The organism is Leptolyngbya sp. Cla-17, assembly GCF_016807185.1.
In the GTDB taxonomy this organism is placed as follows: Bacteria; Cyanobacteriota; Cyanobacteriia; order Leptolyngbyales; family Leptolyngbyaceae; genus ULC077BIN1.
Genome location: NZ_JAEVYN010000001.1, coordinates 1,317,826 through 1,335,934, shown reverse-complemented (window position 1 = coordinate 1,335,934; position 18,109 = coordinate 1,317,826). Strand labels below are relative to the sequence as shown.

Below are 18,109 nucleotides of genomic sequence, written 5' to 3'. Positions count from 1 at the left end.
TAATTGCAGAGGAGTCTAAATTCAATGACCCAAGCTACACAATCTCAGCAACGCGGAATATTGATGAGTGACTCTGCCCTCAGCCATGTGTTGGCGCTGCGTGAGAAGCAAGGAAAGGACCTTTGCTTGCGAGTTGGCGTGAGAGGGGGTGGATGCTCTGGAATGTCTTACATGATGGATTTTGAAGATCCTGCGAACATTCAACCAACGGATGAAGTGTATGACTATGATGGCTTCCAGGTCGTGTGCGATCCAAAAAGCTTGCTGTACTTATATGGGATGCAGCTAGATTACAGCGATGCCATGATTGGGGGCGGATTTCAGTTCACTAATCCCAATGCAAACCAAACTTGTGGCTGTGGTAAGTCGTTTTCGGCTTAAAGTAGGTTGCTGGCTGATCGCCATTTCCGATCGCGTATTTTTATGACTCTTGCATCTTTTCACCTATGACTCAGACTGTTGAAACTCTCTTTGATGAAGGACTGGAGCGGTATAAAGCAGGGGAAGACCCCGAATTACTGATTCCAGTCTTCAAAGAAGTCTGCGATCGCGCTCCTAAAACAAGTTCTGCTTGGACTTGTTTATCTTGGCTGTATTTGTTGACCGAAAAGCCTGGCAAAGCCTACGATACGGCGCAAAAGGCAGTCAAACTAAACCCTCAAGATCCTCAAGCGCGGGTTAATCTATCGTTGGCAATGTTGGAAGCTGGCAAGAAAGGAGTCCGTGAACATATTGAACTGACGCAGCAAATCATCATGGTTGCGGCTGAATTGCGAGAAGAAGTAGAACATAATATCCAGGATGGCTTAGTTCGCAAACCTGGCTGGAAAAGCTTGGAGCGGGTCAAAGCCTGGTTGTTTGACTAAGGTTTGACTGTCATCGCTTGGCATAGTCAATGATGCATCTGCATAATTCAGCATTAGATTTTTAGATTCTTGTGAATGCCCTATGGTGTTAACTGCTCAAATTACCGCGATCGCTCAGTGGGTCGGATATTTCACAATTTTTTGTGCTGTCTTAATGGTTCTCGGTTTGCTGTTCAAGTGGGGCATCCGCTTTCGTTTAGTAGGCATTACCAGTTTTATGGCAGTCCTAACGGGCGGCATCTATGCTTTGAGTTTAGGATTTTATGTCCGCCCCTCCATTCCCAATGCAGCGCAATTTTCTCGCGTGTTTGATAATGGTGGTCCTGATGTGGTCATTGCCGTATCGCCTGACTTAACCCGAACCGAGCTAGAAGCCACTTTGCGGCAGGCTGCCGGTGATCTGTACTCTTCGGGACGGCTGGCTCAAGGGGCTGATAAAATGACGATCCGGATGCGAACAATTCTGCATCCAGAACCAGGAGTGTCGGTTCCGCTCTATTTGGGTGAAGTGCGGCGATCGCTTGCCTCCCGCTATGATGACCAAATGGAAATTTCTCTTGATCCCGCTAAGCTTGCCCAATTGCCCAAAGCGGCGGCTTCGTAGGTAAATATTTTTCCATCGTTTTTTCTTAAAAACTTTACTTGCCATGTCTAACAATTCCGTCATTCTGCCTACCTTGTGCGTTGCGCCTGCTCAAGTCATTCGTGGACAGGGAGTGCTGACGACGGCAGTGAGTGCGATCGCCCAACTGGGGCAGCGTCCGTTACTGGTGGGGGGGGATCGCACAATAGCGACGGTTTATACCTTGCTCCATCCTGGCTTCCAAGACCATAGCCTGGATGCGGCTCAAGCAAGCTACTACCCCGATTGCAGCGAGACAACGCTAGCCAGCTTGCGGCAGACAGCGCAGAGCCACCAGGCAGATGTAATTATTGGCCTTGGCGGCGGTAAAGCGCTCGATACTTCTAAACTTTTGGCGCATCAGTGCGGTTTGCCTGTCGTCACGGTGCCGACTTCGGCAGCAACCTGTGCGTCTTGGACGGCGCTTTCCAATGTTTATTCTGAAGACGGCGCATTTTTATATGATGTGCCCTTATCTCAGTGCCCTCAGCTACTCGTGTTGGATTATGACCTGATTGCGACGGCCCCTCAACGGACGCTAGTAGCCGGTATTGGAGATGCGATCGCCAAGTGGTATGAAGCTTCTGTCAGCAGCGGGCAGTCCCAACGAACGCTCCTGATCGGTGCCGTGCAGCAAGCAAGAGTGTTGCGCGATATTCTATTGCAAAAATCCGTTGCTGCATTGCAAAATCCTGGTAGCGAGGACTGGCAGGATGTTGTTGACGCTTCAGTGCTGCTGGCAGGAGTGATCGGCGGGTTGGGGGGTGCTCAATGTCGCACTGTTGCCGCTCATGCAGTCCACAATGGCTTAACTCACCTAATAGCCAGCCACGGCACCCTTCACGGCGAGAAGGTGGCATATGGAATTTTGGTGCAATTACGGCTAGAAGAATTGGTGCAGGGTAGCCAACTAGCGGCAACGGCACGGCAACAACTGCTTAAGTTTTATGCAGAAATTGGCTTGCCCCAAAGTCTGACGGATTTAGGTATGGCAACCATTTCGATCGCCGATTTACAGCAAGCAGCCACGATCGCCTGTGCAGAATCCTCTGATATTCATCGGTTGCCGTTTGAGGTAGAGCCAGCTCAGTTGATGGCAGCCATGGTGTCTACAACGGCAGCCTGTCGAGCAGCAGGAAAATATGAGGACATCCCCGCTCCTAACGGCGGCAAGAGGGATACCGCTCTTTTCTCTTTGCCTCCCTCTAAGTTTTGTATTGATGAGGTATCGGAATGAATTTGGATTGGCTGACTCCAGCAGATCGGCTGAAAACGCTGCCTCCCTACGTGTTTGCGCGGTTGGATGAATTAAAGGTGAACGCTCGTCGGCAAGGGTTAGATTTGATTGACCTGGGTATGGGCAATCCGGATGGTGCCACCCCTCAGCCAGTGGTGGATGCCGCGATCGCTGCCATTCAAGATCCCGCCAACCATGGCTATCCACCGTTTGAAGGCACTGCCAGCTTTCGCCGCACCATTACCAATTGGTATCAGCGGCGCTATGGAGTCAAGCTTGATCCCGAAGCCGAAGCCTTGCCGCTGCTGGGTTCTAAGGAAGGCTTGACTCATCTGGCGCTGGCGTATGTCAATCCGGGCGATTTGGTGCTGGTGCCCAGTCCAGCTTATCCCGCTCACTTTCGGGGTCCACTGATCGCCGGAGCCGAGATTTATGATGTGATGCTCAAGCCTGATAATGGCTGGGTGATTGACTTTGCCACCATTCCTGAGGCGATCGCTCAACGAGCAAAAATCCTTTACTTTAACTATCCCAGTAACCCCACTGCTGCGACCGCACCGCGCGAGTTTTTTGAAGAAGCCGTTGCCTTTGCCCGTCATTATGAAATTCTGCTGGTGCATGACTTGTGCTACGCGGAACTAGCGTTTGATGGCTATCAGCCCACTAGCCTTTTAGAAATTCCTGGGGCAATGGATATTGGTGTAGAGTTTCATACGCTATCCAAAACCTACAATATGGCAGGATGGCGAGTTGGCTTTGTGGTAGGTAATCGTCAGGTTGTGCAGGGTTTGCGAACTCTAAAAACCAACCTCGACTACGGCATTTTTCGGGCGCTGCAAACGGCTGCGGAAACAGCACTGCAACTGCCAGATGTGTACCTGCATGAGGTACAAGCCCGTTACCGAACTCGCCGCGATTTCTTGATTCAAGGCTTAGGAGAACTAGGCTGGACAGTGCCTAAACCACAAGCCACGATGTACTTGTGGGTATCTTGCCCCCCTGGCATTGGGTCTACGGATTTTGCCTTCTCAGTGCTAGAGCAAACGGGCGTGGTGGTGACACCGGGGAATGCTTTTGGCAAGGGTGGCGAAGGCTATGTACGAATTAGCTTGATTGCTGACTGCGATCGCTTGGGAGAAGCCTTGAGTCGCTTCAAGCAGGCTGGAATCACCTATCACGCGGGGGATGCATTGGTGTCAGGGTTAAGGAGTAAAGGATAAGGAAGAGGGAAGGGTTTGGACAGGTTTGTTCTATGGGGATGGATGAGCAGTTAGAAAGCATTTACGCCAGCGATCGTGCAGGTTGGCGAGGATGGTTGGAGCAAAACCATCGGCTCTCTTCTGGTATTTGGCTGATCTACTACAAAGTAAAAAGCGGCAAGCTCAGCGTTCTATATTCCGCAGCGGTTAAGGAAGCCCTTTGTTTTGGTTGGATTGACAGCAAAGTAAAATCCATCGATGAAGAACGCTATCGGCAAATCTTCACGCCCCGTAAACCCAAAAGCGTCTGGTCAAAGTTAAACAAACAGTACATTGAAGAACTAATTGATCAAGGGTTGATGACTGACGCAGGCTTAGCAAAGATTGCGGCTGCAAAGCAGGATGGTTCTTGGACACTATTGGATGACATAGAAGCCCTAATCATGCCAGTCGATCTCATCACTGCCCTGAGTGCTGACCTATTAGCTCAGCAAAACTTTGAGAAATTCAGTAATTCCTCTAAAAAAAACATTTTTTATTGGATTGAGAGCGCTAAACGTATCGAAACCAGACTCAGCAGAATTGAGCAAACAGTAATTGCAGCGTCGCAAAACAAAAGTCCCTTAGTCCGCTAATTACGGTTACATTTCAGCCTTTGAGGGAAGACACTTTACGTGTTTACGACCGTGCATCAAATTCTTGAGCCCACACCAGAATAATTCGACTGGTTTTCGACCAAACGCACAAGTAAATCTTAAAATTATTTACTTGAAATGCAGGGGCATTCCATAAATCACCCCTGCATAAAGCGCATATTTGAGCCGACTTTGCAGAATTTTTAGTGAAGCCTTTAGTGCTTACACTTTATCCTTATTTCGCTGCGCTAGTAGGCATTCCTGTTGTTGGTGAACTGGCACTGGCAGTGGACTTTATAGGGATTCGTCCTGCCTGGTATGCAAGCCGACCTGCTTCCGCTGCAAGACTCATCGCCCGTGCCATGGCTGGAGAATTTTGAGCTTGAGCGATCGCGGTGTTGATCAACAGCGCATCAGCCCCCATTTCCATCGCTTGAGCAGCTTCACTAGGCACTCCAATGCCTGCATCTACCACCACCGGCACCTTTGCAGTTTCAATGATGATTTGAATATTGGCAGCATTATTTAGCCCTTGCCCGGAGCCAATTGGAGAGCCAAGAGGCATGACGGTCACACAGCCTGCTTCTTCTAATCGTTTTGCTAACAGTGGATCAGCGTTAATGTATGGCAGCACGGCAAATCCTTCTTTGACCAATTGCTCTGCGGCTTCCAAGGTGCCAATGGGGTCAGGCAATAAATATTTACCATCAGGAATCACTTCCAGCTTGACAAAGTTATTATCTTCTTGACCTAGCAGTTTTGCCATTTCACGACCCAAACGCGCCACACGAATGGCATCTTCAGCAGTTTGACAGCCTGCGGTATTGGGCAACATCCAGATTTTGCTCCAGTCTAAAGCGTCTGCCAGTCCTTCATGTCCCGGAGCATTGGTTTGAACTCGACGGACAGCAACCGTCACAATTTGACAACCGCTCGCCGCAACGCTTTGCCGCATCTCATCAAAATTGCGATATTTGCCTGTTCCCGTCATCAGACGTGAGTGAAAAGTGCGTCCAGCAATGATTAAGGGATCGTGGAGCGATCGCTCAGTGGGTTTATCTAGTGTATACATTGTGCAGTTAGGGAATAGGGTTCAACAGGGGCAAATAGAAGTATTCAAGGGACTTTCTATTTTAAAGCGTCAATAGCGGCTTTAGAATTGAGTTTATGAGTAATCTAATCACGCTCCAAGTGAATGGTGAACAGCGAGACTGCCCTGAAAACACATTTTTACCAATGTTCTTAGAACAGTTGGGCTTAAAACCACGACTGATCGCTGTGGAATACAATGGCGAAATTTTACATCGTCAGTTTTGGGAAACCACAGAGATGAAACCCGGCGATCGCCTAGAAATTGTCACCATTGTTGGCGGTGGTTAGGCGGAGGTCATTGAGCTTTGCTGGTAGGGCGTGTCATCGATTGAGCCAGATGACTGAAACGGCTAAATAAATCGCCCCATGAGGTTAATCGCTCTTTTGTCGTACGGTGCGGCAATGGCTCGATACTGCTTGAGCTTGACAAAGAAATTCTCAATCAGGTGCCGGGCTTCTTATAGCTCCTGGTCATAGTCGCGTTGCTGCTTGCGGTTGCGCTTAGGCGAGATCGCCACCGTTTTGCCTTGGGCTTCGGGGTTTTGAATCACTCGCTCAGTTGCATCGTAGGCTTTGTCAGCCAGAGCAGTCGGTGCGACCAAATCGGGCAACAACTGGTTGCACCATCGAGGTCACACGATTTGCCCAGAGTGAGATGAAAGCTCAGCGGATCGCCGATGGCATCCGTCGTAGCCTGAATCTTGGTACTCAATCCGCCTTTGCTGCGACCCCTGGGTTCATAGGTCGCGCCACGGGATACCTGCACGACAGCTATACAGCATCGCCTCGATAAACAGACGATTGTCTGCCGTCACTCCCACGCTGCCTTCTCGTCCCGATAACAGGTCTTAGACCCGCTCCCCCTTCATCGGGCAACGCATATTGTCGAGTTGTCATTCTGTTTCACAGCCTTCCTACAGCTTCTACATTCTCCACCGTAGCCAACTCCACTCTTCACATTATCCTTTTCTTAACACAAATTTATTCGGCTCTTTAACTAGCAGCCTTCAAAGTTTTATAGGATAACTTCTGGGGGAAATAAGCATCGGCTGGTACTTTGGGGTTCTAACTAAAGGTACAATCTAGCTAGCAAAGGCAGAGATTTCATTTGGCTTTAGATGAGTGCCGCTGCTTCAAAAGCTAGGCATTCCTTCAAGCATGTATGTCTAAACCACACCTATGTGCTTTCCAGATGCGCGTGAAAATCGATCTAAGTTTTACCATCTAGGGCTTACTTAGATTAACTGGTTCACGCTCTACCTTTCGTCTGGTATTAGATACATCTTGTGCGGAGAGAACCTCTGGTATCGTTTTGTAACGGAGTTTTATGGTCATCACGTGTGAACAGAGCTTGGTTCAGCAGGTACTCTACAATGATCAACTGCAAGCGATCATTATTCTGGCTAAGTTTAGAGAACCAGGAATTCATTTTTTTACCCCGAATACTCTGTCCCAGCAGTTAGCTTATATGCAGCATCCGGCTGGAAAAGTAATTCAGCCTCACGTTCACAATCCTGTTCCCCGACAGGTCGATTACACCCAAGAAGTACTGCTGATTAAGCGTGGCAAGCTACGGGTAGATTTTTACACAAACGATCAAGAGTATCTCGAAAGCCGTATTCTGGACGAGGGGGATGTCATCCTTTTGATCCAAGGAGGCCACGGCTTTGAGGTTTTGGAAGAGGTTGAGATGATTGAGGTGAAGCAAGGCCCCTACGTGGGCGACCAAGATAAAACGCGCTTCGACCCCTTACCCGCCCAGAAATGCGCTAATTCTATTGCATTGGGTGGAAAATGTTTTGGTGATGATGTGGGAGCAATCCCAAGATAGTCCAGAAAGCGTGTTTGTTACGATCGCCCTGCTTCACCGGAGAACGCTTTGGATTTTGTCCCTGTCAATGAGCCGTTATTGGATGGTCAGGAAAAGCAGTACCTCATGGAGTGTATTGACTCAGGCTGGATTTCGTCCGAGGGTCCCTTTGTTCAACGCTTTGAAACGGAGTTTGCTGCCCGGGTTGGGCGGCGGCATGGGATAGCAGTCAGTAATGGCTCAATGGCTCTTGATGCAACGATCGCTGCATTAAAAATTGGCTCGGGCGATGAGGTCATTCTACCCACCTTCACAATTATTTCGTGTGCAGCGGCGGTCGTCAGGGCAGGGGCTAAACCAGTTCTAGTTGATGCCGATGCGCGTACCTGGAACATGACCGTTGAGGCGATCGCCGCTAAAATTACTCCCCAAACCAAAGCCATCCTGATCGTCCACATCTATGGATTGCCCGTAGATGTATACCCAATTTTGCAGTTGGCTGAGCAGCATGGGTTAGCAGTGATTGAAGATGCTGCCGAGATGCATGGTCAAACCTATAAAGGCAAACCGTGCGGCAGTTTTGGCGATCTCAGCACCTTCAGCTTTTACCCCAACAAACACATCACCACAGGCGAAGGAGGCATGATCGTCACCGATGACGATCACCTAGCAGAACGCTGTCGTTCCTTGCGAAATCTTTGCTTCCAGGCAAAGCAGCGCTTTGTCCACGAAGAACTGGGCTGGAATTTACGTATGACTAATCTGCAAGCAGGGTTAGGATTGGCGCAACTTGAACGGCTAGATGAGTTTGTAGCCCGTAAGCGCCGTATGGGGCAACGATACACAGAATTGCTGTCCGACATTCCCAAGCTAGAGCTACCTCTGGCGGCGATTAGCGAAGCCGATAATATTTACTGGGTCTATGGCATAGTCCTTAGAGATTCAGTCCCGTTTAATGCTGCTGAGGCGATGCAGCAGTTAGCGAAGCAGAAGATTGGAACACGCCCCTTTTTCTGGTGTATGCACGAACAGCCTGTCTTTCAGAGGATGGGACTGTTTCAGGGGGAAGCTTATCCGGTGGCAGAACGTCTCGCCCGTCGAGGCTTTTACCTGCCAAGCGGTATGGCGTTGACCAATGAACAAATTGAACACGTTGCTCTTGCTGTGAGGAGTATGCTGGCGTGACAAGCCTTTTAGATCGATCGCAGCTTTTCTTAAGGTCAATCCTGGGATACCTGCGGTTTCCCACTCAAAGCGGATATGCTCGTTACCGAGGCATTTTTAGAACCCCTGAACAGGCGATCGCCGCCGCCCCCAAAAATCGCAAGATTGGCTACAACCATGAGGAACTAGCTCAGGAATACCACGAGCAGGCTGCTGAGGGGATCGGATTTTATGACTATCCCATGCTGTTCTGGATGCAAAAGCTGTTGCGAGAAGGCACTGTTCTATTTGATTTCGGCGGTAATATTGGTACTCACTTCTATACCTACGAGAAATATCTGACCTATCCCAGCGGGTTGCAATGGATTGTGTGCGAGTTGCCCACCATTGTTGCTGCAGGAGAAGATTTTGCTCAACAGAAAAAGAGATCGCAGCTGCGATTCACTGACCAGTTTGAGAAAGCAGATGGAGCTGCTATCTTCATGGCATCTGGTTCAGTGCAGTATGTGGGTTCCCTCGCAACTGACCTAGCAAAGTTGCAGCGTAAACCAGCCCATATCCTGCTAAACCGATTTCCTCTGTGCGAAGGGAACCCGTTTGTTACCCTGCAAAACGGCGGCTTGGTATTTTACCCGGTCTACGTTTTCGCAAAGCGGGATTTTGTGAATTCGATCCTCGCCCTTGGCTACGAGCTAGTTGATCAGTGGAAGGATCCTGGCGAACCCTGTGCAGTTCCCTTCCATCCAGAATTCAAATCCCTAATGTTTCACGGTTTATATTTCAAGGCGATCGATTCATGAATGTCTTTGGTCATTACGCTCGCTACTACGACTTGCTTTATCAAGATAAAGATTATTTGGGTGAAGTTGCTTTTGTATGTGATTTACTCCAGCGCCATATCCTAAATGCCACATCGATTCTAGAACTGGGTTGCGGTACGGGGCTACACGCCAAGTTGCTCGTTGAAAAAGGATATACCGTCTGCGGCATTGATCAGAGCCAAAGCATGTTAGAAAAGGCTCAGGCGCGGGTGTTAGAATTACCGACAGAACAGACTGGTCGATTGCATTTTCATCAGGGTGATGTCCGCTCTTTTCGGACTGATCAACGCTTTGATGTGGTGATCTCACTGTTTCATGTGATGAGCTACCAAACGACCAATCAAGATCTGGAGGCGGCTTTTGCCACAGCCAGACATCATCTGAAGCATGGGGGGATCTTCCTGTTTGACTGCTGGTATGGGCCAGCCGTGTTAAGCAACCGCCCCACAGTCAGAGTGAAACGCTTAGAAGATGACCTGATCTCAGTCACACGCATTGCCGAGCCTCTGATGTATCCCAATGAAAATCGAGTAAATGTAAACTATCAGATTTTGATTCAGGATCGACAGATGGGCACTCTTGAGGTGTTAAAAGAAACCCACCAGATGCGATATTTATTTAAGCCAGAAGTAGAGTGGCTTTTTGCCCAGAATGGTTTTATCTGTGAAGCTTTGGGTGAATGGATGACCCATGACGAACCAGGGTGGCAAACTTGGGGGACTTACTTTGTCGGTCGATGCTGAAAGGGGATCCTATTGAACTACCATCTGGTTCTCAGTAATCCGATTGATCTGGAAGAGGTCGATCGCAACGCCCAGCTAGGCAAGTGCCCTCGTCACGTAATGTGGAGCCTAAGCAAACGGTTGAACGCCAAAGTGCATGTGCTTAGCCAGGAACCGATCCGGACTAGAGACTATGCGCGGGCAAAGATTTTGGGTCAGCCCCAAAATTGGGCACTGGCACGTAGCCTCTCATCGCAGCTTAACGGGGACGATGTTGTTTTTTGCAGCGGTGAGGATGTTGGAATTCCAGTAGCCACTATTTGCGGTGCTTTACCCAATCCTCCCAAAATTGCTGTTTTCATCCACACAGGTCACCGCCCCAGGAGTAAGGTGGCATTGAAGTTGTTCAATGCCAGTAAACGCATCAGCCTCTTTGTTACAAACTGCCGCCCCCAGGTTGAGTTTCTATATCACTATCTACGGCTCTCCCAGGAACGCGTCTTTATGATGCCGGAGCAAACGGATACCCACTTTTTCTCGCCGGGAACCGCCATGTTTGGTAAACAGCGCCCAATCATCGCCAGCGTCGGTCTAGAAAAGCGTGATTACCGAACATTGGCAGCCGCAACCCACGACATGAATGTGGAGGTGTGTATCAGCGCCTTCTCTAGAGACGTGAAACCTTTGTCCAAATCGTTGCCCGCTGTGATGCCCGCCAATATGTCGCGCCGTTATTATGAGTGGACGGAACTGGTGCAGCTTTACCGCAATGCTGCGATCGTTGTCGTTCCCCTGTTTGAAAGCCGCGATACTGCTGGGGTGACTAGCCTATTAGAGTCCATGGCCTGTCGCCGTCCAGTTGTGGTTACGCGTATTTCAGGGCTAGCTGATTATTTGGAGACTCCAGGCACGTTAACCACTGTGGCACCAGAAGATGAACTAGGCCTACGACAGGCGATCGCGCGGTTGCTCGACAATCCTAGAGACGCAGAAACTCAAGCCCAATCTGGCTATGAACTTGTCACCCATCACCACAACAGCGAAGACTACATAGAAAAGTTGGCTGCTCGACTGGAATTGCTGTAGCACCAACGCTCTTTGAAGGTGCACATCATCAGAACGCCTCCCCTTTGCCCAGCTATTCAGTTAACCCGCTTCAGTCATCTAGGTCAATTAATGACATGCCGTAGCTATGGTTTTGAAAAGTTAGCGCGAATTGGCAGTAAAGCAGCAGTTCCAGCGGTAGAGAATTCTGCGATCGCATCCATTGCTACACTCAGCAATCGCACAGGCTGAAAATCGTCTTTGATCAAGTTCCAAAGTCGTTGCACTTCATCAGTATGAAGGCGATCGTCTTCAGTGAGAGCAATGACTAACTGCTGCCGTAAAAACTTCCCTTCCTCTGAAAGCAGAAATTGGATGCCCATTTGAGCCGAAGGTAGTAAATCAAAATTGCCATTGGTGCGAGCGATCGCAATCAAATTTTCCAGCCGCGACCACTGAAACTTCCCATCCTTGAATAACATCTCTAACAAGCGGCGACGCAGTTGAGGTGATTCTCCCGTTAACAGGCGCTTTGCCACATACGGATAGGCAACTTCCACAATTTTGAAGTTGGGATTAATCGTCAATGCCAATCCTTCTTGGGTCACCAAGGAGCGAATAATCAAAGCAAACTTGGCAGGCACCCGAAACGGATAGTCATACATCAGTTCCGAAAAACTATCGGTAATCGTTCTAAAGTTAAAATCCTGTACGCTTTCACCAAACGCTTGAGAAAAAACAGCCTCTAAAGCAGGCAAAATGGGTTGGATATCAATATCTGGAGTTAAAAACCCTAGACTCACGAAATCTTTTGTTAAGTCTTCATAGTCTTTGTTTATCAAATGAACCAAAGCATCCACCAATGTTTCCTTAGTGGGTGCATCTAGCTGATCCATCATGCCAAAATCGATGTATGCCATCCGCGCTTCTATCGGCTCACTGGATTCATTGCCATCTATGGCACATTGGGGAGCCATGGCAAATAGATTTCCAGGATGAGGGTCAGCATGAAAAAAGCCATGCTCCAAAAGCTGCTGTAGACCGCTAGTCACGCCAATTTCAATTAGATCATCACTTGCCAAGCCTGCTTCTCGGATGCGATCGGTATCCGTCAGCTTGTACCCATGAATCCATTCCAAAGTCAGCACTCGGCGACTGCTATAGCGCCAGTAAATTGCGGGGACTTTGACTTTTGGATCATTACGGAAATTGGTAGCAAATTTCTCTGCATTCCGCCCTTCATTTAGATAATCCACTTCTTCAAATAACTTAATGCCAAATTCATCGACAATTAGCGTCAAGTCATGACCTAAATTCAATGGTAGCCAAGGCGCGATCCAACCAGCGACCCACCGCATCAGGTATAAATCTAAAGTCAACGTGGGCAACAAGTTAGGGCGCTGCACTTTTACGGCAACTTCTTCGCCACTGTAGAGACGTGCTTGATAAACCTGCCCTAAACTTGCGGCTGCAATAGGCTGAGGAGAAATTTGACTGTAAGCATCCTTGATCGATCGCCCTAACTCTTGCTCAATGATGCGAAAAGCTAACTCCGTAGAGAATGGCGGCAGTTGGTCTTGAAGCTTGGTAAGCTCAGTAAGAAAATGCTTGCGAATCAAGTCAGGGCGGGTAGAAAGTGCCTGACCCACTTTGATAAAGGTTGGACCTAAGCGGATTAAAGTGCGACGCAACTGCTCAGCGCGCTTAAGTCGGTTAACCTCTGTTCGATTTTGCCATGAGTCTATTTTCAGACCAAGGAAAAAACTTAAAAATGAAACTGCGACGTTTAGAGTGCGCCAGAGCGTTAGCCAGGGGCGAAACCTATAGTATTGGGCGATCGCGATCGCATCGTAGCGTTTCAATAAGGCAAGGGGATTTTGACCCACCGTTTCATCAACCTCGTAAGTTAAAACAGAACCAATAAAAAGGTTCGAGGAGCAACTCAACATTCCGCGGTTGTGAGGTAACGATGCAGAATCGCTCAACCAAGCCTTTGAAATAAACTGAAAAAACCATCATTGAATGATGCAGACGGTTATTTCATTTCATTAACTATAGTATAGAAAACTACAAACACTATTGGCACTTAGTTAAGGGTTGCAAGCCTGATCCAGAACTTAAAAGTATTTCCAATGTTTGCAAAAATAGCTTTTAACGGAAACAGCAGCCAAGGAACAAATTGAACCGCAAGACCTTGTATTGGGATATTTATCCACAAGCCCCTAACTACAATTGCTATCGCACTACTCCTTTCATAAAGTGCTGATGTCTGCCAGAGAATAGTGATTGCGACCCTAAGTTATGCTAACCTGTCACGGGGTTACATAGGATCTTGCGACATCTGAATGCTGGCTAGCTCCATGCATTTTCAGTAAGCTAAAGGGTCTTTTCCCAAGCGTCCACTTCACAAGCTTAAGGAAACGTTTTATGGCTGTCGTAGATTCTAAAGGTCGGCTATTTGGCAAGGTTAGTATTTTGGATCTGGGAGCTGCTCTGGTCATTTTACTAGTTTTGTTCGGTATCTTTGTATTTCCAGGCGCATCAGGCTCAGTAGCCCAAGTGAACATCCCCACCAAACCCGTTGAAATTGAGGTGGTGGTGCGCGTTGCCGGACAGAACACCAAAGAATTATTCAAGCCAGGTCAAAAAACGAGCATTATCATTCGTAATCAGCCCTACGGCGAGATCACGGTGAAAGAGGTAGAGGAATTGCAAGATAATGTATTTGTTCCTCAGCCCGACGGCAAGGTGCAAGTAATACCCGATCCTAGACCGGAATCGAAGCTGAGCCGGAACCTGTTGCTTACTCTTCAAGGCAATGCCCAGATTACTAAAAACGGCCCTGTTTTAGGCAACAATAAGATTAAGATTGGTGCCCCGATTGAGTTAGAGGGGTTTAACTATAATTTTACAAACTTGAATGTGCGGGATATTCGGATTCAAGGTTAGTCGAACGAGTGCTTAACCTGGGTGTACTAGTTTAACTATGAACTTAGCGTTGCGAGGAAACGCCGAATTAGGGCGATCGCGATCGCAGGTAATTCTAGTTGAGGCGTTAGTCCGCAATCTTCTAGCAGTTGAAAATGCTTAATTGCTTCTGGGTTCAAAGATGCAAGACGTTGTCCAATTTCTGCTTCAGTGAATTGAGATTCTTTTCCCCACACAATTGCAGTTGGAACCTTAAGTTGCGGCATATAAAGCGCTAAATCAAAGCTAAGATCTCCCCGCACAAACGAAAGAGCAGCATAGTCTGCATTGGGTTGCTGGGCAGAAGCAAGATAGGCTTCTACAATTTCAGGGTAAACGCGCGCAGGACGGGCAAATTGTCGAGTCTCTAAGAAATTGCGGATGCCGCCAGAGGTTGCAATTCCAGCACTGTAGAGCAGGCGATCGATAATAGGAGTTTTAACTAGTTGAATAAAAAAGCTGCGAGTGTAGTCTTTGCCGAAATCTGACAGTCCGGTAGGAGTGGTCAAGATCAAAGATTTAAATAAATCGGGACGGGCGATCGCGGCTCGAATCGTCAAAGCAGCGGTCAACGAAGATGCCACAACGGGCACAGGCTCTGTGCAAGTTTGCTCTAAAAACTCGATGATGGTAGAAATATAATCTTCCGATTGATAATTGCGCTCTGGATGCTCCGATCTGCCCCAGCCAATTAAATCGGGAGCCAATATGTCGTAATCCAGCGCAAACGCTGGATAAACTTTTGACCATTCGTAAGCCGAAGATCCGCCGCCAAACCCATGCAAAAAGACTAAGGTCTGCGACTTTTTTTCTTGAACTGCGTCTGGGAAAACAGCATCAGCCGTGTAATAAGCCATTCTGCCAAGCTGAGTTGAAACAGAACGCTGACAAAATCCTGGTGGAATGATCATAAATGCACTCCTTAACGCCAAAGGCGGTTTTCTAAATCACGGATTTGGCGCTCAAGGCGATCAATTCGACCGCGTAATTCATCCATTTCTGACTGCCGAGGAACGCCAATATCTTGCAAAACATTCCGAAGTTGACGCTGCATTTGAGTTTCAAGGTTACCTTGCTCACTCTTGAGCGTTTGCAACAAGTCGTCCATGACTTCTTTTGCCTGGTCAGGGTTCAGTTTGCCATCTTTAACGAGGTCATCGCTGACTTCGCGTATTTTGTCTGCTACTAGAGAGGTTGTGCCTACCCCCAACATAAGAATCTGAGTCAGCCAGTTGTTATTGTCCATTCTGCTTACCTGAAATCGGATGATGGAAAGGAGCGCGATCGCAAGCCTACATTGCACTACTGGTTCAAGGTAAGCTAAGCAATACTGGCTTTTTCCGTGATACTTCCTTATTCTGTCAGATCCCCAATCATTCTGAAAAAAGTCAGCAGTACGGCTCACCACACTCATCGGTTAGAGCGACTTCTATCTTTGAAATATTCCCCCTCGTCTTGCCCTAACATAAACTGCATAAAACAAGAAGAGATTGGCATATGGTGATTGAGTGGTTGAGGGTGCAAGTTGCAGAAGACCTACGAGAAGTATTTGTTCAAAAAGATGAAGAAATTTGGACGGCTGCTTTAGCAAAGCATTCTGGTTTTTTAGGAAAAGAGGTGTGGATTAGTCCTCAAAATCCTCAAGAAGTCATTTTAGTGATTCATTGGAAAACTCGCGAAGCGTGGAAGTCAATTCCACAAGATTACTTAGATGCTACCGAGAAGCGGTTTAGTCAAGAATTTGATGCGAACACTTATAAAATTATTGAAGTGACAGAATACAGTGTTCGCAAATTTATTCAGCCTCGCAGTAAGTAAAGGGTTTCTCCTTTCAAGAGATTACTAGTTACAAAAAGTAGGCTGATACTCGGCAAACTGTAGGTTTAGCGTTACAGGCGATCGCTTTTTTATTCAGACCCTATAGCTTTGCTGAAATGAATAAGATGGTGAAAATGCTGAATCTTATTCATAAAGGTACTTGGATTTTCTGGGGACTTACTCAGTGCAACTAGTCGCGAAAAGCTATGTTTGGCGAATTGCACTGGTATAATCGTAAAAGTTTGAAGGGGAGTAGCTGCTGGTTTTCCCAGCCCATCTGAATCAACATACTGGCGACAAGCCTGGTTCAGGTGACAAATAGGATAATTTGCAATATTTTTTAGCGATCGCGTATTGCTGTTGGAAGAATCTTTCGCATTCAGCGGTTAGCTAACCTTAAATTGTCAATTCGTAACGCCTTTTTGCAAGCGAGACCTTCACTGAGTTCACTGTTGAGTGAGCTTGGTGGAGTCATTTGTCTCTAATCAAGCTCACGCTGCACTTGCACGTTTGATTAGGAAATTGATAAATGTTGGCTGCTTTCACATCTGGCTTTTTGTTGGTTGGAATATCTGAACTAGGTGATAAGACCTTTTTCATTGCAATGTTGCTAGCAATGCGTCATTCTCGCCGCCTAGTTTTTCTAGGCGTAGTAGTGGCTCTGGCAATCATGACCATTTTGTCAATCTTAATGGGACAAGCTATTTCCCTATTGCCCAAATACCCCATCCATCTGGCGGAAGTCACCTTATTTATTGGCTTTGGACTAAAACTTTTGTACGATTCGTGGCAAATGCCCTCTAAAGCAACCTGTGACGAAGTTGCTGAAGCTGAAGCAGCAATTCAAGATTCTGATCTTGAAGCAAAAGCCGGCACAGCCTGGGGGATTATTTGGGAGGCGTTCATCCTTACGTTTTTGGCAGAGTGGGGCGATCGCACTCAGTTTGCCACGATCGCTTTAGCCGCGACTTATAATCCTTGGGGCGTAACAATGGGTGCAATCGCAGGACACACGTTATGTGCAGCGATCGCTGTGGTTGGTGGGCGACTCGTTGCCGGACGCATCTCTGAACGGACGAGTACCGCCTTGGGGGGCAGTCTATTTATCGTTTTTGGCATCGCTGCTGCTGTGGAAGGTGTACCGACAGGAATTACTTAGACGAAGGCACTGGAGCAACAGTCGGTTTCACCTCTGGAACAGGGGGAATTCCAGTAGCTGGGGTCACACCATTCGGTGCGGCAGGAGTGCCTGCTGCTTGCTGATTGATTTGATCCTTGTATTTTGCGGGTGCAAGCTCAGCCGCTTTGGTAAACAGAGGTTTTGCTTCGTCTACTTTGCCCTGCTCTTTTAACACTGCAGCTTTGCCGTAGATTGGGCGAAAGTCTTGCTTACTGGTTTTAGCGGCTTCGTCGTAGATTGAGATTGCTTCGTCATACCGCTTGCCACTGGCGTATACGCCGCCCAGCAGCACTTGGACTGAAGTGACATCTACAGCACCGGGCTGCACTTGATTGGCTTGAGTTGCAGTCTTAAGGGTATCTTGCAATAAACTAACTGCCGCTTCCGGGCGATTTTGCTCAACTAATAACCCAACCAGCCCTTGCAATGCCATGATTTCTCCAGGCTTGGATGTCAAAATAGTGCGGTAGGTTTGTGCGGCTCCTTCACGATCGCCTGCCTGTTGTTTGGCCTGTGCCAACAACACTGCATAGTAAGTCTCATTTGGGTTTAGCTTCGCCAATTTTTCTAAAGGCGCGATCGCCCCTTTAACATCGCCCAATGCCAGCCGCGATTCTAGTAACCCTCTCAAAGCCGTGGGGTTTTCTGGCTCTCGCTGCAACACGGCCTCGTAGCCCTTCGCTTGTAACTCCAACTCTTCTTTCTTCACCTCTGGGCTTGCCGAAGCGCCTGGTGTGGGTGAACTCGCGACCGGGGCGGCTTGATTACTAGGAAACAATCCGCTCAACAGGGGGGCGATCGAGATCCCCAAAAAAGCTAGCAGTGCCAGCCCCATCACAATACTAACGAGCCAGCGATTGCTCCGTTCAGTCACAGCATTAACCCTCGAACTCCAACGCCAATCATTATGAACGAGAAATGAAATTTAGCAA

Annotated in this window: 20 protein-coding genes and 1 pseudogene; 15 read left to right on the top strand and 6 right to left on the bottom strand. The window is 48.0% G+C overall.

All coding sequences use genetic code 11. The features are described from left to right. Positions 1–24 precede the first annotated feature (24 nt). From JOY44_RS05915 to JOY44_RS05890, 6 genes are all read left to right on the top strand, one after another. Positions 25–381 carry a HesB/IscA family protein gene (locus JOY44_RS05915; RefSeq protein WP_171572744.1) on the top strand — a complete coding sequence of 119 codons (357 nt, stop codon included), beginning with the start codon at positions 25–27 and terminating at the stop codon, positions 379–381. Positions 382–446: 65 nt separating this feature from the next. After that, positions 447–866 (top strand): tetratricopeptide repeat protein, encoded by a 420-nt coding sequence (locus JOY44_RS05910; RefSeq protein ID WP_171572743.1) that lies wholly within the window; start codon positions 447–449, stop codon positions 864–866. 82 nt (positions 867–948) lie between these two features. Further along, complete coding sequence (locus JOY44_RS05905; protein WP_171572742.1) at positions 949–1,470, top strand: Ycf51 family protein; 522 nt, start codon at positions 949–951, stop codon at positions 1,468–1,470. Between the two features lie 43 nt (positions 1,471–1,513). After that, positions 1,514–2,725, top strand: coding sequence for an iron-containing alcohol dehydrogenase family protein (locus JOY44_RS05900; RefSeq protein ID WP_171572741.1), 1,212 nt, complete (start codon positions 1,514–1,516; stop codon positions 2,723–2,725). Continuing rightward, positions 2,722–3,945: an aspartate aminotransferase gene (locus JOY44_RS05895; protein WP_171572740.1), complete on the top strand. Its 1,224-nt coding sequence runs from the start codon at positions 2,722–2,724 to the stop codon at positions 3,943–3,945. Before JOY44_RS05900 ends, JOY44_RS05895 begins: the two co-directional genes overlap by 4 nt. Before the next feature lie 32 nt (positions 3,946–3,977). Next, complete coding sequence (locus tag JOY44_RS05890; protein ID WP_171572739.1) at positions 3,978–4,559, top strand: YdeI/OmpD-associated family protein; 582 nt, start codon at positions 3,978–3,980, stop codon at positions 4,557–4,559. Positions 4,560–4,794: 235 nt separating this feature from the next. Here JOY44_RS05890 and JOY44_RS05885 read toward each other — a convergent pair whose 3' ends face one another. Next, positions 4,795–5,631, bottom strand: coding sequence for a thiazole synthase (locus JOY44_RS05885; RefSeq protein WP_171572738.1), 837 nt, complete (start codon positions 5,629–5,631; stop codon positions 4,795–4,797). 95 nt (positions 5,632–5,726) lie between these two features. Between JOY44_RS05885 and thiS the strand changes: the two genes are divergently transcribed. After that, on the top strand, positions 5,727–5,939 hold the full coding sequence (thiS, locus tag JOY44_RS05880; RefSeq protein ID WP_171572737.1) for a sulfur carrier protein ThiS: 213 nt from the start codon (positions 5,727–5,729) through the stop codon (positions 5,937–5,939). Positions 5,940–5,972: 33 nt separating this feature from the next. Here the strand turns inward: thiS and JOY44_RS05875 are convergent. Further along, a pseudogene (locus tag JOY44_RS05875) lies at positions 5,973–6,548 on the bottom strand (transposase). 430 nt (positions 6,549–6,978) lie between these two features. On the opposite strand from JOY44_RS05875, the gene JOY44_RS05870 reads away from it, so the two are divergent. The 5 genes from JOY44_RS05870 to JOY44_RS05850 are packed head-to-tail and all read left to right on the top strand — an operon-like array spanning position 6,979 to position 11,254. Further along, the gene (locus JOY44_RS05870) at positions 6,979–7,482 is read left to right on the top strand and encodes a hypothetical protein (RefSeq protein WP_197985000.1); all 504 of its coding nucleotides are present in this window, start codon (positions 6,979–6,981) and stop codon (positions 7,480–7,482) included. Between the two features lie 48 nt (positions 7,483–7,530). Further along, the gene (locus JOY44_RS05865) at positions 7,531–8,646 is read left to right on the top strand and encodes a DegT/DnrJ/EryC1/StrS family aminotransferase (RefSeq protein ID WP_171572736.1); all 1,116 of its coding nucleotides are present in this window, start codon (positions 7,531–7,533) and stop codon (positions 8,644–8,646) included. Beyond that, on the top strand, positions 8,643–9,425 hold the full coding sequence (locus tag JOY44_RS05860; RefSeq protein WP_171572735.1) for a methyltransferase, TIGR04325 family: 783 nt from the start codon (positions 8,643–8,645) through the stop codon (positions 9,423–9,425). Before JOY44_RS05865 ends, JOY44_RS05860 begins: the two co-directional genes overlap by 4 nt. Continuing rightward, positions 9,422–10,189, top strand: coding sequence for a class I SAM-dependent DNA methyltransferase (locus tag JOY44_RS05855; RefSeq protein ID WP_171572734.1), 768 nt, complete (start codon positions 9,422–9,424; stop codon positions 10,187–10,189). Before JOY44_RS05860 ends, JOY44_RS05855 begins: the two co-directional genes overlap by 4 nt. A gap of 12 nt (positions 10,190–10,201) precedes the next feature. After that, on the top strand, positions 10,202–11,254 hold the full coding sequence (locus tag JOY44_RS05850) for a glycosyltransferase family 4 protein (RefSeq protein ID WP_171572733.1): 1,053 nt from the start codon (positions 10,202–10,204) through the stop codon (positions 11,252–11,254). Positions 11,255–11,358: 104 nt separating this feature from the next. Here the strand turns inward: JOY44_RS05850 and JOY44_RS05845 are convergent, their stop codons facing one another. Continuing rightward, positions 11,359–13,098 carry an ABC1 kinase family protein gene (locus tag JOY44_RS05845; protein WP_242541720.1) on the bottom strand — a complete coding sequence of 580 codons (1,740 nt, stop codon included), beginning with the start codon at positions 13,096–13,098 and terminating at the stop codon, positions 11,359–11,361. Positions 13,099–13,639: 541 nt separating this feature from the next. Here JOY44_RS05845 and JOY44_RS05840 point away from each other — a divergent pair. Beyond that, the gene (locus tag JOY44_RS05840; protein WP_171572732.1) at positions 13,640–14,161 is read left to right on the top strand and encodes a DUF4330 domain-containing protein; all 522 of its coding nucleotides are present in this window, start codon (positions 13,640–13,642) and stop codon (positions 14,159–14,161) included. Between the two features lie 35 nt (positions 14,162–14,196). Here the strand turns inward: JOY44_RS05840 and JOY44_RS05835 are convergent, their stop codons facing one another. Further along, complete coding sequence (locus JOY44_RS05835; RefSeq protein ID WP_171572731.1) at positions 14,197–15,090, bottom strand: alpha/beta fold hydrolase; 894 nt, start codon at positions 15,088–15,090, stop codon at positions 14,197–14,199. Positions 15,091–15,101: 11 nt separating this feature from the next. Beyond that, a complete protein-coding gene (locus JOY44_RS05830; RefSeq protein ID WP_171573727.1) occupies positions 15,102–15,425 on the bottom strand; it encodes a phasin family protein in 324 nt (107 codons plus the stop codon). A 251-nt stretch (positions 15,426–15,676) separates the two neighbouring features. Between JOY44_RS05830 and JOY44_RS05825 the strand changes: the two genes are divergently transcribed. Then, positions 15,677–15,997 (top strand): TIGR03792 family protein, encoded by a 321-nt coding sequence (locus JOY44_RS05825; protein ID WP_171572730.1) that lies wholly within the window; start codon positions 15,677–15,679, stop codon positions 15,995–15,997. Positions 15,998–16,526: 529 nt separating this feature from the next. Next, entirely contained in the window at positions 16,527–17,156 is a 630-nt protein-coding gene (locus JOY44_RS05820; protein ID WP_171572729.1) for a TMEM165/GDT1 family protein, read from the top strand. Here the strand turns inward: JOY44_RS05820 and JOY44_RS05815 are convergent. After that, on the bottom strand, positions 17,149–18,051 hold the full coding sequence (locus JOY44_RS05815) for a tetratricopeptide repeat protein (protein WP_197984997.1): 903 nt from the start codon (positions 18,049–18,051) through the stop codon (positions 17,149–17,151). The two genes, JOY44_RS05820 and JOY44_RS05815, sit on opposite strands and share 8 nt — an antisense overlap. Between the last annotated feature and the right edge of the window lie 58 nt (positions 18,052–18,109).